The sequence below is a fragment of the Streptomyces capillispiralis genome (genome assembly GCF_007829875.1).
Lineage (GTDB): Bacteria > Actinomycetota > Actinomycetes > Streptomycetales > Streptomycetaceae > Streptomyces > Streptomyces capillispiralis.
This window is the reverse complement of record NZ_VIWV01000001.1, coordinates 6,556,278-6,569,146: the sequence shown is the minus strand read 5'-3', so window position 1 is coordinate 6,569,146 and position 12,869 is coordinate 6,556,278. Positions and strand designations below refer to the sequence as shown.

Annotated in this window: 12 protein-coding genes; 5 read left to right on the top strand and 7 right to left on the bottom strand. The window is 72.4% G+C overall.

From position 1 onward, the window contains the following. Window positions 1–76: 76 nt before the first annotated feature. Window positions 77–1,507, bottom strand: a complete 1,431-nt coding sequence (gene argH, locus FHX78_RS28745; RefSeq protein ID WP_145870304.1) for an argininosuccinate lyase — start codon at window positions 1,505–1,507, stop codon at window positions 77–79. Between the two features lie 99 nt (window positions 1,508–1,606). Next, window positions 1,607–2,800: an argininosuccinate synthase gene (locus FHX78_RS28740; protein WP_189908607.1), complete on the bottom strand. Its 1,194-nt coding sequence runs from the start codon at window positions 2,798–2,800 to the stop codon at window positions 1,607–1,609. Between the two features lie 227 nt (window positions 2,801–3,027). Between FHX78_RS28740 and FHX78_RS28735 the strand changes: the two genes are divergently transcribed. From FHX78_RS28735 to FHX78_RS28715, 5 genes are all read left to right on the top strand, one after another. Further along, a complete protein-coding gene (locus tag FHX78_RS28735) occupies window positions 3,028–3,903 on the top strand; it encodes a hypothetical protein (RefSeq protein WP_145870302.1) in 876 nt (291 codons plus the stop codon). Window positions 3,904–4,016: 113 nt separating this feature from the next. After that, window positions 4,017–4,604 (top strand): pyridoxamine 5'-phosphate oxidase family protein, encoded by a 588-nt coding sequence (locus FHX78_RS28730; RefSeq protein WP_145870301.1) that lies wholly within the window; start codon window positions 4,017–4,019, stop codon window positions 4,602–4,604. A 107-nt stretch (window positions 4,605–4,711) separates the two neighbouring features. Continuing rightward, window positions 4,712–6,094 (top strand): ferredoxin reductase family protein, encoded by a 1,383-nt coding sequence (locus tag FHX78_RS28725; RefSeq protein ID WP_167531876.1) that lies wholly within the window; start codon window positions 4,712–4,714, stop codon window positions 6,092–6,094. 39 nt (window positions 6,095–6,133) lie between these two features. Next, window positions 6,134–6,928, top strand: a complete 795-nt coding sequence (locus tag FHX78_RS28720; RefSeq protein ID WP_145870300.1) for an FMN-binding protein — start codon at window positions 6,134–6,136, stop codon at window positions 6,926–6,928. Window positions 6,929–6,983: 55 nt separating this feature from the next. Beyond that, the gene (locus FHX78_RS28715; RefSeq protein ID WP_145870299.1) at window positions 6,984–7,721 is read left to right on the top strand and encodes an FAD:protein FMN transferase; all 738 of its coding nucleotides are present in this window, start codon (window positions 6,984–6,986) and stop codon (window positions 7,719–7,721) included. Window positions 7,722–7,827: 106 nt separating this feature from the next. Here FHX78_RS28715 and FHX78_RS28710 read toward each other — a convergent pair whose 3' ends face one another. Genes FHX78_RS28710 through argC form a run of 5 tightly spaced genes read right to left on the bottom strand, consistent with a single transcriptional unit; the run spans window position 7,828 to window position 12,664 of the window. Beyond that, window positions 7,828–8,367 carry an arginine repressor gene (locus tag FHX78_RS28710; protein ID WP_145870298.1) on the bottom strand — a complete coding sequence of 180 codons (540 nt, stop codon included), beginning with the start codon at window positions 8,365–8,367 and terminating at the stop codon, window positions 7,828–7,830. A 7-nt stretch (window positions 8,368–8,374) separates the two neighbouring features. Further along, window positions 8,375–9,580, bottom strand: coding sequence for an acetylornithine transaminase (locus FHX78_RS28705; protein ID WP_145870297.1), 1,206 nt, complete (start codon window positions 9,578–9,580; stop codon window positions 8,375–8,377). Next, on the bottom strand, window positions 9,577–10,491 hold the full coding sequence (gene argB / locus FHX78_RS28700; RefSeq protein WP_145870296.1) for an acetylglutamate kinase: 915 nt from the start codon (window positions 10,489–10,491) through the stop codon (window positions 9,577–9,579). Before argB ends, FHX78_RS28705 begins: the two co-directional genes overlap by 4 nt. Next, window positions 10,488–11,639, bottom strand: coding sequence for a bifunctional glutamate N-acetyltransferase/amino-acid acetyltransferase ArgJ (argJ, locus tag FHX78_RS28695; RefSeq protein WP_145870295.1), 1,152 nt, complete (start codon window positions 11,637–11,639; stop codon window positions 10,488–10,490). Before argJ ends, argB begins: the two co-directional genes overlap by 4 nt. After that, entirely contained in the window at window positions 11,636–12,664 is a 1,029-nt protein-coding gene (gene argC / locus FHX78_RS28690; protein ID WP_145870294.1) for an N-acetyl-gamma-glutamyl-phosphate reductase, read from the bottom strand. Before argC ends, argJ begins: the two co-directional genes overlap by 4 nt. Between the last annotated feature and the right edge of the window lie 205 nt (window positions 12,665–12,869).

Below are 12,869 nucleotides of genomic sequence, written 5' to 3'. Positions count from 1 at the left end.
CCGCCCAGGACCTCGGGGTGCCGCGGTTGTTTCGCGGGGGGCTACGCACAGTTCCCGGGCCCGCGAGGGTGCCGCCCTACCGCTGCTTCGCCGTCGCCCAGGCGTGCTGGGCCGCCACGTCCGCCTTCACTTCCGCGAGCTGGACCGCGACCGCGCTCGGGGCGGTGCCGCCGCGGCCGTCGCGGGAGGCGAGGGCGCCGGGGACGTTCAGGACCGAGCGGACGTCCGGGGTGAGGTGGGCGGAGATCTTCGCGAACTGCTCGTCGGTCAGCTCGTCCAGCTCCTTGCCCTCGGCCTCGGCGGCCTTGACGCACTCGCCGGCCACCTCGTGCGCGACACGGAACGGCACGCCCTGCTTGACCAGCCACTCGGCGATGTCGGTGGCGAGCGAGAAGCCGGCCGGGGCCAGCTCCTCCATCCGCTCGCGGTGCACGGTGAGGGTGGCCATCATGCCGGTGAAGGCGGGCAGCAGCACCTCCAGCTGGTCGATGGAGTCGAAGACCGGCTCCTTGTCCTCCTGGAGGTCGCGGTTGTAGGCCAGCGGCAGCGCCTTGAGCGTCGCCATCAGGCCGGTCAGGTTGCCGATCAGACGGCCGGACTTGCCGCGCGCCAGCTCGGCGATGTCCGGGTTCTTCTTCTGCGGCATGATCGACGAACCGGTGGAGAAGGCGTCGTGCAGCGTCACGAAGGAGAACTCCTTCGTGTTCCAGATGATGATCTCCTCGGCGATCCGGGAGACGTTCACCCCGATCATCGCGGTGATGAAGGCGAACTCGGCGACGAAGTCCCGGGAGGCCGTGCCGTCGATGGAATTGGCCGCGCTGCCGTGCTCGAAGCCGAGGTCACGGGCGACCGCCTCGGGGTCCAGGCCGAGGGACGACCCGGCCAGGGCACCCGAGCCGTACGGCGACACGGCCGTCCGCTCGTCCCACTGGCGCAGCCGCTCCGCGTCCCGGGACAGCGCCTGGACGTGGGCGAGGACGTGGTGGGCGAAGAGCACCGGCTGGGCGTGCTGGAGGTGGGTGCGGCCGGGCATGGCCACGTCCGGGTGGGCCTCGGCGAGGCCGACCAGCGCGTCCTGGAGGTCGGCGATCAGACCGCCGAGGGTGCGGGCGTGGTCCCGCAGGTACATGCGGAAGAGGGTGGCCACCTGGTCGTTGCGGGACCGTCCGGCGCGCAGCTTGCCGCCGAGGTCCGGGCCGAGGCGCTCCAGCAGACCGCGCTCCAGGGCGGTGTGCACGTCCTCGTCGGCGATGGTGCCGGTGAAGTCGCCCGACGCCACGTCGGCTTCCAGCTGGTCGAGCCCGGCGAGCATCCGGGTCAGCTCGTCCTCGGTGAGCAGCCCCGCCGTGCGCAGCACGCGCGCGTGGGCGCGCGAGCCGGCGATGTCGTAGGGGGCGAGTCGCCAGTCGAAGTGGACGGACGCGGACAGCTTCGCCAGGGCCTCGGCGGGACCGTCGGCGAAACGGCCGCCCCAGAGCCGTACGTCACCGCTGTTGCTGCTCACTTGCGTTGCTCCTCGAAGGTTCCGGATGTGCCGCCGCCTCCCCACGGTCGGGTGGGGAGGCGGCTGTCAGGCTAGTGCGTGTGAGGGCCGGCCGGCCGGTTACGCGAGGTCGCGCTTGGCGGCGATCTTCGACGACAGGCTGTAGATGTCGATGAAGCCCTTGGCGGCGGCCTGGTCGAAGGTGTCGCCGGTGTCGTAGGTGGCCAGGTTGAAGTCGTACAGCGACGACTCCGAGCGCCGGCCGGTGACGACGGCGCGGCCGCCGTGCAGGGTCATCCGGATGTCGCCGGTGACGTGCTGGTTGGCCTCGTCGACGAAGCCGTCCAGGGCGCGCTTGAGCGGGGAGAACCACTGGCCGTCGTAGACCAGCTCGCTCCAGCGCTGCTCGACGCCCCGCTTGTAGCGGGCGAGTTCACGCTCGACCGTGACGTTCTCCAGCTCCTGGTGGGCGGTGATCAGGGCGATCGCGCCGGGGGCCTCGTAGACCTCGCGGGACTTGATGCCGACGAGGCGGTCCTCGACCATGTCGATCCGGCCGATGCCCTGGGCGCCGGCGCGCTCGTTGAGCTGCTGGATGGCCTGGAGCACGGTGACGGGCCTGCCGTCGATGGCGACGGGGACGCCCTCCTTGAAGGAGATGATCACCTCGTCGGGCTCGCGGGCCGCGGCCGGGTTCTGGGTGTACTCGTAGATGTCCTCGATCGGCGCGTTCCAGATGTCCTCGAGGAAGCCGGTCTCGATGGCGCGGCCGAAGACGTTCTGGTCGATGGAGTACGGGGACTTCTTGGTGGTGGCGATCGGCAGGCCCTTGGCCTCGCAGAAGGCGATGGCCTTGTCGCGGGTCATGGCGTAGTCGCGGACCGGGGCGATGCATTTCAGGTCGGGGGCGAGGGCGACGATGCCGGCCTCGAAGCGGACCTGGTCGTTGCCCTTGCCGGTGCAGCCGTGGGCGACGGTGGTGGCGCCGTGCTTCTGCGCGGCGGCGACGAGGTGCTTGACGATCGTCGGCCGGGACAGGGCGGAGACCAGCGGGTAGCGGTCCATGTAGAGGGCGTTGGCCTTGATCGCCGGGAGGCAGTACTCCTCGGCGAACTCGTCCTTGGCGTCCGCGACCTCGGCCTCGACGGCACCGCAGGCGATGGCGCGCTTGCGGATGACGTCCAGGTCCTCGCCGCCCTGGCCGACGTCGACCGCAACGGCGATGACCTCGGCGCCCGTCTCCTCGGCGATCCAGCCGATGGCGACGGAGGTGTCCAGACCGCCTGAGTAGGCGAGTACGACGCGCTCGGTCACGGGTTTCTCCTCACAGTGCATTCGCTGACATGCATGAGTATGCAGGAGTCCGCATGATTCGTCAATCTGCCCTCGTGAGGGTCATGGATCCGGCCATGCGGCGGCCGGATCCGGATGGACGTGAACGGGCGCAACCGCTTTCCCGTACTCCTCGCCGAACCGGACGCAGGCGCCGCGCCGGTCCACCGAGACACGACCGCACCCCCGACCCCGAGTGAGGCATCCGCATGTCCAGGGCTCTTCCGAAGTACAGCAAGCGCCGTGTCGGCCTGGTCGGCGGCGCCGCCGCGCTGGCACTGTCCGGCGCGGTGATCGCCGGTTCCGCCCTCGCCGGTGAGCCGTCCGGGGACGGCGACGGCACGGAGGCCCGGACGCTGTCGGACCCGGGGACGGTCTCCTGCCCCGACGTCGCCTCCCGGCTGCCCGCGATACCCGCCTCCGCGCAGGCCGAGGTCGACCGCAACCTCACCCTGCTCGCCACCCAGATCGACGAAGCGAACAATCGACTCGTCGACACCGCCGGCCAGGGCGGACCCGACTTCGTCCGGAACGCCGTCCTCGGCCCCCTGGAGGACAAGCGCGTCGCCACCGTCAACCGCATCGCCACCGCCATCGGCCGCACCGCCGAACGCCCCGCCGGCCTGGACTCCCTCGCCCCGTGCTCGCTCGACGGGGACGGCGCGGCGGACCAGGACGACGCCGGCGGCGAGGCGGCCACGCCCCCGCCCGCCGAGGAGACCGCCGAGGACAGCGGCGGCGAGACCGGCGAGGACAGCGGGGAGGACAGCGGTCAGAGCGGGGGCGCGGGAGCCGGGACGGTCTCCTGCCCCGACGTCGCCTCCCGGCTGCCCGCGATACCCGCCTCCGCGCAGGCCGAGGTCGACCGCAACCTCACCCTGCTCACCACCCAGATCGACGAAGCGAACAAACGACTCGTCGACACCGTCGGCCAGGGCGGACCCGACTTCGTCCGGAACGCCGTCCTCGGCCCCCTGGAGGACAAGCGCGTCGCCACCGTCAACCGCATCGCCACCGCCATCGGCCGCACCGCCGAACGCCCCGCCGGCCTGGACTCCCTGACCGCCTGCACCCTCACCAAGTGAGGTGACAGGCGCCGTGGCCGCCCCGTATGAGCGCCGGCCGGGGCGGCCACGGTTTCTCCTCCCACCCTCAATTCCTTAGACAAACGAAAGATCTGCGTCGATAATCGCTGGACATGGGAAAGACCTATGCGCGCATAGACGGCCGCCTCCGCACCTTCATCGAGGAACAGCCCGTCTTCTTCACCGCCACCGCCCCCCTGTCCGCCGACGGCACGGTCAACCTCTCGCCCAAGGGGCTCAAGGGCTCCTTCGCGGTCCTCGACGAACTCACCGTCGCCTACCTCGACTTCGCCGGCTCCAACGCCGAGACCATCGCCCATCTGCGGGAGAACGGCCGCATCACCCTGATGTGGTGCGCCTTCCAGGGCCCGCCGAACATCGTGCGCGTGCACGGCCGCGGCGAGCCGGTCTTCCGGGACGACCCGCGCTTCGGCGAGCTGCTCGCCCGCTTCCCCGGCATCGACCCCGGCGCCCACGGCCTGCGCGCCGTCATCGTCGTGACGGCCGAACTGATCCGGGACACCTGCGGCTACGCGGTCCCCTTCATGGCGTACGAGAGCGAGCGGGACCTGCACGAGAAGCGGTTCGCGCGGGAGGACGACGCCTCGCTCGACGCGTACTTCACCAAGAAGGAGCACATCGCCACCAGCCTGGACGGACTGCCCGGGCTGCCGCTGCCGCTGCCCCCGTCCACGCTCTGAGCCCCGCACCCGGGCGCCGCCGTCCTCGTCGGCCGGCGGCCGCGCTGAACACTCCCGCGTGACGGCACGTATCTGTGGGCCAAGGGTCAAGTCCCCACGGAGGAACCGTGACCACCACGCTCGCCGGCGGCCGTGCCGCCCGCCGCCAGACGATGCGCCGCATCCGTCCCCGCCGCTCCCCCGCCGTCCCGCTGCTGCTCGCCGTGGCGGCGGGCGCGGCGGCCGTGCTCTGGCTGTGGTGGAGCAGCACCCCGTCCATCGCCGACACCACCGGGAGGATCGTCGCCGCCGGGCGGATCACGGGCCTGCTCGCCGGTTACCTGATGGCCCTGGTGGTGCTCCAGATGGCGCGGGTGCCCGCGCTGGAGCGCCGGGTGGGCTCGGACCGGGTCGCCCGCTGGCACGCGATGAGCGGCCGCTACACCGTCAGCCTGGTGCTCGCCCACGTCTTCCTGATCATGTGGGGCTACGCCCGCCAGGCGGGGCGGAGCCTCGGCGGCATCGTGCAGCAGACCGTCACCTCCGTCACCACCCTGCCGGACATGGGCAAGGCCGCCGTCGGCACCGGCCTGCTGTTCCTGATCGCGTTGCTCTCCGTCGGCGGGATCCGGCGCCGGCTGCCGTACGACGGCTGGTACCACGTGCACCTGCTGACGTACGCGGCGGTCTATCTGACGTTCTGGCACCAGATCACCACCGGCAACGAGTTCGCCGTCGAACCGGCCGCGAAGACCTTCTGGTACGGGCTGTACGGCACCGTGACCGCGCTGGTCCTGTGGTACCGGATCATCACCCCCGTCCGGCTGAACCTGCGGCACCGGATGCGGGTGGAGGCGGTCGTCGAGGAGACACCGGGGATCGTGTCCGTGCTGATCGGCGGGCGCCGGCTGCACCGGATGGGCGCGGAGGCCGGGCAGTTCTTCCGCTGGCGGTTCCTGGCGCCCGGGATGCGGTTCAGCTCCCACCCGTACTCGCTGTCGGCGGCACCCCGCCCGGACATGCTGCGGATCACGGTGAAGGCGATCGGCGACCACAGCTCCCGGCTGCGCGAACTGGAGCCCGGCACGAAGGTGTGGGCGGAGGGCCCGTACGGGGCGCTGACCGCGCAGCGCCGCAGCCGCGGCAAGGTGCTGCTGGTGGCGGGCGGGGTCGGCATCACCCCGATGCGGGCGCTGTTCGAGACGCTGCCCGGCGCCGCCGGCGACATCACCCTGCTCTACCGCGCCAACAGCACCCAGGACCTGGCGCTGTGGGGCGAGCTGGCCGGGATCGCCGAGGAGCGCGGCGCGCGGCTGATGTACGCGGTGAACAGCCCCGACGGCGAGCGGCCCGACATCTCCGCGGAGAGCCTCCAGCGGAAGATCCCGGACGTCGACCGCCACGACGTCTTCCTGTGCGGGCCCCCCGGGTTCGCGCAGACGGTGTACCAGGCACTGCGCGGCGCCGGGGTCCCCGCCCGCCGTATCCACCACGAGTCGTTCGAGATGTGAGCGACGGGCCGTCCACACCCATCAGGAGCTTGAGAAGCGATGAGGAAGTCCCACCCCGTCCGGCGTGCCGTCCTCGCGACCGCCGCCACCGTCTCCGGCATCGTGCTGCTGCTGTCGCTCAAGCCGGCGTCCGACCCGGGCCCGGCCGCCGCGGCGGGCGGCACCGCACCGCCCGCGGCAGCCCAGTCGCCGCAGGGCGGCACCCGGGCCATCGGTGACGGCACGGTCACCGGGGACGCGGCCCGCACCCAGTACGGCGCGGTACAGGTCCGGCTGACGGTGAGCGGCGGAAGGATCACCAAGGCGGAGGCCGTCCAGGCGCCGAAGGGCGGCCAGAGCGACCAGGTCACCTCCAACGCCGTGCCCCGGCTCAACCAGGCGGCCGTCACCGCCCAGGGGGCGGACATCGACGCGGTGTCGGGGGCGACCTACACCAGCGCCGGGTACCAGCAGTCGCTGCAGTCGGCGCTCGACAAGGCGCGGGCCGCGGGCTCCTCCGAGCCCTCCGGGTCCGGGGGCGGGTCCGGGTCCGGGGGCGGCGGGAACGCCGGGAACGCGCAGGCGCGGACCGTCACCGGGGACGCGGCACAGACGCAGTACGGGCCGGTGCAGGTCCGGATCACCGTCAGCGGCGGGAAGGTCACCGGGGCCGAGGCGGTGCGGGCACCGCGGGGCGGGCAGAGCGACCGGATCACCTCCGACGCCGTACCGAGGCTCAACGAGGCGGCGGTGGCGGCCGGCAGCGCGGAGATCGACGCGGTGTCGGGGGCCACCTACACCAGCGCCGGGTACCAGCAGTCGCTGCAGTCGGCGCTCGACAAGGCGGGTGGCTGACACGGTGGCGGAACCCGCCGGGACTCCCGCCGCGGTGCGTCGTGCGGAGGAGACGATGGGGACCGTCTTCTCCCTCGACGTCCGCGGCGGGGCCCCCGCAGCGGTGCGCGCGGCGGTGGACGAGGCGGTCGCCTGGCTGCACCGGGTCGACGAGGTGTTCAGCACGTACCGCGAGGACAGCCAGGTCTCCCGGCTGGCGCGCGGCGAGCTGACCGTCGGGGAGTGCGATCCCGAGGTCGCCGAGGTGCTGGAGCTGGCCGCGGAGGCGGAACGGGTGAGCGGGGGCTGGTTCAGCCCCCGCTACCGGGGCCGGCTCGACCCGACCGGGATCGTCAAGGGCTGGGCCGCCGAGCGGGCGGCGCTGCGGCTCGCCGCGGCCGGTGCGACGGGCGTGAGCGTCAACGGCGGCGGCGACGTCCAGCTGCTGGGCGCGCCGGAGGCGGACCGGCCCTGGCGGGTCGGCGTGTCGGACCCGCTGCGGCCCGGGGGGCTGGCGGCGGTCGTCTCGGCGGCCGGTGCGGCCGAACTCGCGGTGGCGACGTCCGGCACCGCCGAGCGGGGGGATCACATCGTCGACCCCCGTACGGGGCGGTCCGCGGTGACCGACCTGGTCGCCGTGACGGTGGTCGCGCCGCGGCTCACCTGGGCGGACTGCTGGGCGACGGCGGCATTCGCGATGGGGTCGCGGGACGGGCTGCGGTGGCTGGAGTCGCTGCCGGACGTCGAGGGCCTGCTGATCACGGCGGGCGACGAGGTGCGGTGCACCGGGGGGCTGGCCGCCCGCCTGGGCTGAGGGAACTCGGCCGCGGGGCGGTAGGTCCACCGACCGCGGGCGGTGCCGCGGCTTCCTCAGGGGCGCCGGGAACAACGCTCCCAACCGCCCGCCGCGGCCGCTCGCCTCAGTGTCCGTTCTGGGCCAGGCGCAGCAGGTGGTCGGCCAGGGCCTGGCCCCCCGTCGGCGCCCTGCTGATCAGCAGCAGCGTGTCGTCGCCGGCGATGGTGCCCAGGATGTCGTGCAGTTCCGCCTGGTCGATGGCCGAGGCGAGGAACTGGGCCGCGCCGGGCGGGGTACGCAGGACGACCAGGTTGGCCGAGGCCTCCGCGGAGATCAGCAGTTCCTGGGAGAGCCGCCGCATCCGCTCCTCCTTGGCGGACCCGCCCAGCGGCGCGCGGGGGGTGCGGAAACCCCCCTCGCTCGGCACCGCGTAGATGAGGTCGCCGTCGGTGTTGCGGATCTTCACCGCGTTCAGCTCGTCCAGGTCGCGGGAGAGCGTCGCCTGGGTGACGCTCAGCCCGTCGTCGGCGAGCAGCTTCGCCAGCTGGCTCTGCGAGCGCACCGGCTCCCGGTTGAGGATGTCCACGATCCGGCGGTGGCGTGCGGTGCGCGTCTGCGGCACGGCGGGCCCGCCGTGCTGGCCCTGGTCCTGCTCCTGGCTCATCGTCGTCTCATTCTCCGGATCGTCCTTCCCCGCCCGCCGTACCGGCCTGGTCCAGGATGCCGGGCAGCGCCCCGAGGAAGGCGTCCACCGCGTCGTCCCCGAGGTTCAGCGGCGGCATGAGCCGTACGACATCGGGGGCGGGCGCGTTCACGAGGAATCCGGCGTCCTGGGCCGCCTGTTGCGCCTGGGGCGCGAGCGGCTCGGTGAGCACGATACCCAGGAGGAGGCCCGCGCCCCGGACATGGTCGATCAAGGCGTGGCCGAGCGCTTCGATCCCGTCCCGCAGTTTCTCGCTCTGCCGCTTGACGTTCTCCAGCAGGCCCTCGTCGGCGATGGTGTCGAGGACGGCGAGTCCGGCGGCGCAGGCGACCGGGTTGCCGCCGAAGGTCGTGCCGTGGTGGCCCGGCCGGAGCAGGTCGGCGGCGCGCCCGAAGGCGACGGTGGCGCCGAGCGGGAGTCCGCCGCCCAGCTGCTTGGCGAGGGTGACGACGTCGGGCAGGACGCCCTCGTGGGCCTGGTACTCGAACCAGGAGCCGGTCCGGCCGATGCCGGTCTGCACCTCGTCGAGGACGAGCAGCGCCCCCGTCGCGGCGGTGATCGCCCGCGCCGCCTTCAGGTATCCGGCGGGCGGGACCACGACGCCGTTCTCGCCCTGGACCGGCTCGATGATCACCAGGGCCGTGTCCTGCGTCACCGCGGCGGCCAGGGCCTGCGCGTCGCCGTAGGGCACGTGCGTGATGTCTCCGGGCAGCGGGGCGAAGGGCTCCCGCTTGCCGGGCTGGCCGGTCATCGCGAGGGCGCCCATGGTGCGGCCGTGGAAGCCGCCCTCGGTGGCGACGACGTGCGTCCGGCCGGTCAGCCGGCCGATCTTGAACGCCGCCTCGTTGGCCTCCGCGCCGGAGTTGCAGAAGAAGACCCTGCCGTCCCGGCCGAAGAGCTGGAGGAGCCGTTCGGCGAGGGCGACGGTCGGCTCGGCCATGAAGAAGTTGGAGATGTGGCCGAGGGAGGCGATCTGCCGGCCGACCGCCTCCACGATCGCCGGGTGGGCGTGCCCGAGCGCGTTGGTGGCGATGCCGCCGACGAAGTCGAGGTACTCCCGGCCCTCGGCGTCCCACACCTTGACGCCCTCGCCGCGCACCAGGGGCAGCCGGGGGGTGCCGTAGTTGTTCATGAGCGCGCCCTGCCACCGGGCGGTCAGTTCCTGGTTGTTCACGACTCCCCCTGGGTGTCCGGCGTCTCGTCGGGCACGACCATCGTGCCGATGCCCTCGTCGGTGAAGATCTCCAGCAGGATCGAGTGCTGGACCCGGCCGTCGATGACGCGGGCGGTGGTGACGCCGTTGCGTACGGCGTGCAGACAGCCCTCCATCTTCGGCACCATGCCGGAGGACAGCTCCGGCAGGAGTTTCTCGAGCTGGGAGGCGGTGAGGCGGCTGATCACCTCGTCGCTGTTCGGCCAGTCCTCGTAGAGCCCCTCGACGTCCGTGAGGACCATGAGGGTCTCGGCTCCCAGCGCGGCGGCGAGTGCCGCGGCCGCGGTGTCGGCGTTGACGTTGTAGACGTGGTGGTCGTCCTGGCTGCGGGCGATCGAGGAGACCACCGGGATGCGGCCGTCGGCGAGCAGCGCCTCGAGCGCGCCGGTGTCGGTGGCGGTGATCTCGCCGACCCGCCCGATGTCGACGGGTTCGCCGTCGATCCGGGGCCGGTGCCTGGTGGCGGTGAGGGTGTGGGCGTCCTCGCCGGTGAGGCCGACGGCGAACGGTCCGTGCTGGTTGAGCAGCCCGACCAGTTCCCGCTGCACCTGCCCGGCGAGCACCATCCGTACGACGTCCATGGCGTCCTCGGTGGTGACGCGCAGGCCGGCCTTGAACTCGCTGACGATGCCGTGCTTGTCGAGGGCGGCGCTGATCTGCGGGCCGCCGCCGTGCACGACGACGGGTTTGAGGCCGGCGTGCCGCAGGAAGACCACGTCCTGGGCGAAGGCGGCCTTCAGGTCCTCGTCCACCATGGCGTTGCCGCCGAACTTGATGACGACGGTCTTCCCGTGGTGCCGGGTCAGCCAGGGCAGGGCCTCGATGAGGATCTGTGCCTTGGGCAGCGCGGTGTGCTTGCGCGTCGTGGTCATGAGGAGTAGGCGCTGTTCTCGTGGACGTAGTCGGCGGTGAGGTCGTTGGTCCAGATCGTGGCGGTCTCGGAGCCGGCGGCGAGGTCGGCGACGATGTGCACCTCGCGGTAGCGCATGTCGACCAGCTCGCGGTCCTCGCCGACACCGCCGTTCCTGCACACCCAGACGCCGTTGATGGCGACGTTGAGGCGGTCGGGCTCGAAGGCGGCCTTCGTGGTGCCGATCGCGGAGAGCACGCGGCCCCAGTTGGGGTCCTCGCCGTGGATGGCGCACTTCAGGAGATTGTTGCGGGCGATGGAGCGGCCCACCTCCACGGCGTCGTCCTCGGTCGCGGCGCCCACCACCTCGACCTTGATGTCCTTGCTGGCGCCCTCGGCGTCGCGGATGAGCTGCTGGCCGAGGTCGTCGCAGACGGCCCGTACGGCGTCCGCGAACTCGTCGTAAGCGGGGGTGACGCCCGAGGCGCCCGAGGCGAGCAGCAGCACGGTGTCGTTGGTGGACATGCAGCCGTCGGAGTCGACGCGGTCGAAGGTGACCTTGGTGGCGGCGCGCAGGGCCTTGTCCAGGGTGGCGCTGTCCAGGTCGGCGTCGGTGGTGAGGACGACGAGCATGGTGGCGAGGCCGGGGGCGAGCATGCCGGCGCCCTTGGCCATGCCGCCGACGGTCCAGCCGTCCTGGGTGACGACGGACGTCTTGTGCACGGTGTCGGTGGTCTTGATGGCGATGGCGGCCTTCTCGCCGCCGTGCTCGGACAGCGCGGCGGCGGCCGTCTCGACGCCGGGGAGCAGCTTGTCCATGGGGAGCAGGACGCCGATGAGCCCGGTGGAGCAGACGGCGATGTCGCCCGCGCCCGTCCCCAGTACCTCGGCGGCCTTCTCGGCGGTGGCGTGGGTGTCCTGGAAGCCCTTGGGTCCGGTGCAGGCGTTGGCGCCGCCCGAGTTGAGGACGACGGCGGACAGCTGCCCGCTCCTGAGCACCTGCTCGGACCAGAGCACCGGTGCGGCCTTGACGCGGTTGGAGGTGAAGACGCCGGCGGCGGCGCGGCGGGGGCCGTTGTTGACCACGAGGGCCAGGTCGGGGTTGCCGTTCTCCTTGATCCCGGCGGCGATGCCCGCCGCCGTGAATCCCTTTGCTGCCGTCACACTCACGGCGCAACTCCGATCGTCGTCAGCCCGGTGGCCTCGTCGAGGCCCAGGGCGATGTTCATGCTCTGGACGGCACCGCCCGCGGTGCCCTTGGTCAGGTTGTCGATGGCGCTGATCGCGATGATCCTGCCCGCGGCCGCGTCGTACGCGACCTGCACCTGAACGGCGTTGGAACCGTTGACGGAGGCCGTGGCGGGCCACTGGCCCTCGGGGAGCAGGTGGACGAAGGGCTCGTCCGCGAAGGCCTTCGCGTAGGCCGCGCGCAGGGACTCGGCGGTGACGCCGGGGAGTGCCTGCGCGCTGCACGTGGCGAGGATGCCGCGCGGCATCGGGGCGAGGGTCGGGGTGAAGGAGACGGAGACCCGTCCGCCCGCGGCCGCGCTGAGGTTCTGGATCATCTCGGGCGTGTGCCGGTGTCCGCCGCCCACGCCGTACGGCGTCATGGAGCCCATGACCTCCGAGCCCAGCAGGTGCGGTTTGGGCGACTTGCCGGCACCGGACGTGCCGGACGCGGCGACGATCACGGCCTCGGACCCGGCGAGTCGGGCCGCGTACGCCGGGAAGAGGGCGAGTGAGACGGCGGTCGGGTAGCAACCGGGCACCGCGACGCGCTTGGACCCCTCCAGCGCGGCGCGGGCACCCGGCAGTTCGGGCAGGCCGTACGGCCAGGTGCCGGCGTGCGGGGAGCCGTAGAACCGCTCCCAGTCGGCGGCGTCGCGCAGGCGGAAGTCGGCGCCCATGTCGATCACGAGCACGTCCGGGCCGAGCTGCTCGGCGACGGCGGCCGACTGCCCGTGCGGCAGCGCGAGGAACACGACGTCGTGTCCGGCGAGGACCTCGGGGGTGGTCGGCTCCAGGACCCGGTCGGCGAGCGGCAGCAGGTGCGGTTGCAGCGCGCCGAGCCGCCGGCCGGCGTTGGAGTCGCCGGTGAGGGCACCGATCTCGACCTCGGGGTGGGTGAGCAGCAGACGCAGCAGCTCGCCGCCCGCGTACCCACTCGCTCCGGCCACTGCCGCACGTACGGACATGGAACCTCCTCCTCGATGGCATGACTATACGCAGAAATGCAGACTTATGCAATGCCTCGCATGGACCTCCGGAGTCATACCCGGGCGGACCCATTGCTTGAAACTTGAAGCAAGCGCCTTTCCTGGTTTAGCTTGAAGCTTCAAGCTTTATGGGTGGTGCCGTCGTCCGATGCCGCGCGACGCCCTCCGCCCTCGCCGTCCCCGA

What these genes read in the sequence shown, in the direction of transcription:
- FHX78_RS28730 (WP_145870301.1), top strand. Translation starts at nt 4,017, where the DNA reads ATGGGAAAGACCTATGCGCGCATAGACGGCCGCCTCCGCACCTTCATC.
- FHX78_RS28720 (WP_145870300.1), top strand. Translation starts at nt 6,134, where the DNA reads ATGAGGAAGTCCCACCCCGTCCGGCGTGCCGTCCTCGCGACCGCCGCC.
- FHX78_RS28710 (WP_145870298.1), bottom strand. Translation starts at nt 8,367, where the DNA reads ATGAGCCAGGAGCAGGACCAGGGCCAGCACGGCGGGCCCGCCGTGCCG.
- FHX78_RS28715 (WP_145870299.1), top strand. Translation starts at nt 6,984, where the DNA reads ATGGGGACCGTCTTCTCCCTCGACGTCCGCGGCGGGGCCCCCGCAGCG.
- argB (WP_145870296.1), bottom strand. Translation starts at nt 10,491, where the DNA reads ATGACCACGACGCGCAAGCACACCGCGCTGCCCAAGGCACAGATCCTC.
- argC (WP_145870294.1), bottom strand. Translation starts at nt 12,664, where the DNA reads ATGTCCGTACGTGCGGCAGTGGCCGGAGCGAGTGGGTACGCGGGCGGC.
- FHX78_RS28735 (WP_145870302.1), top strand. Translation starts at nt 3,028, where the DNA reads ATGTCCAGGGCTCTTCCGAAGTACAGCAAGCGCCGTGTCGGCCTGGTC.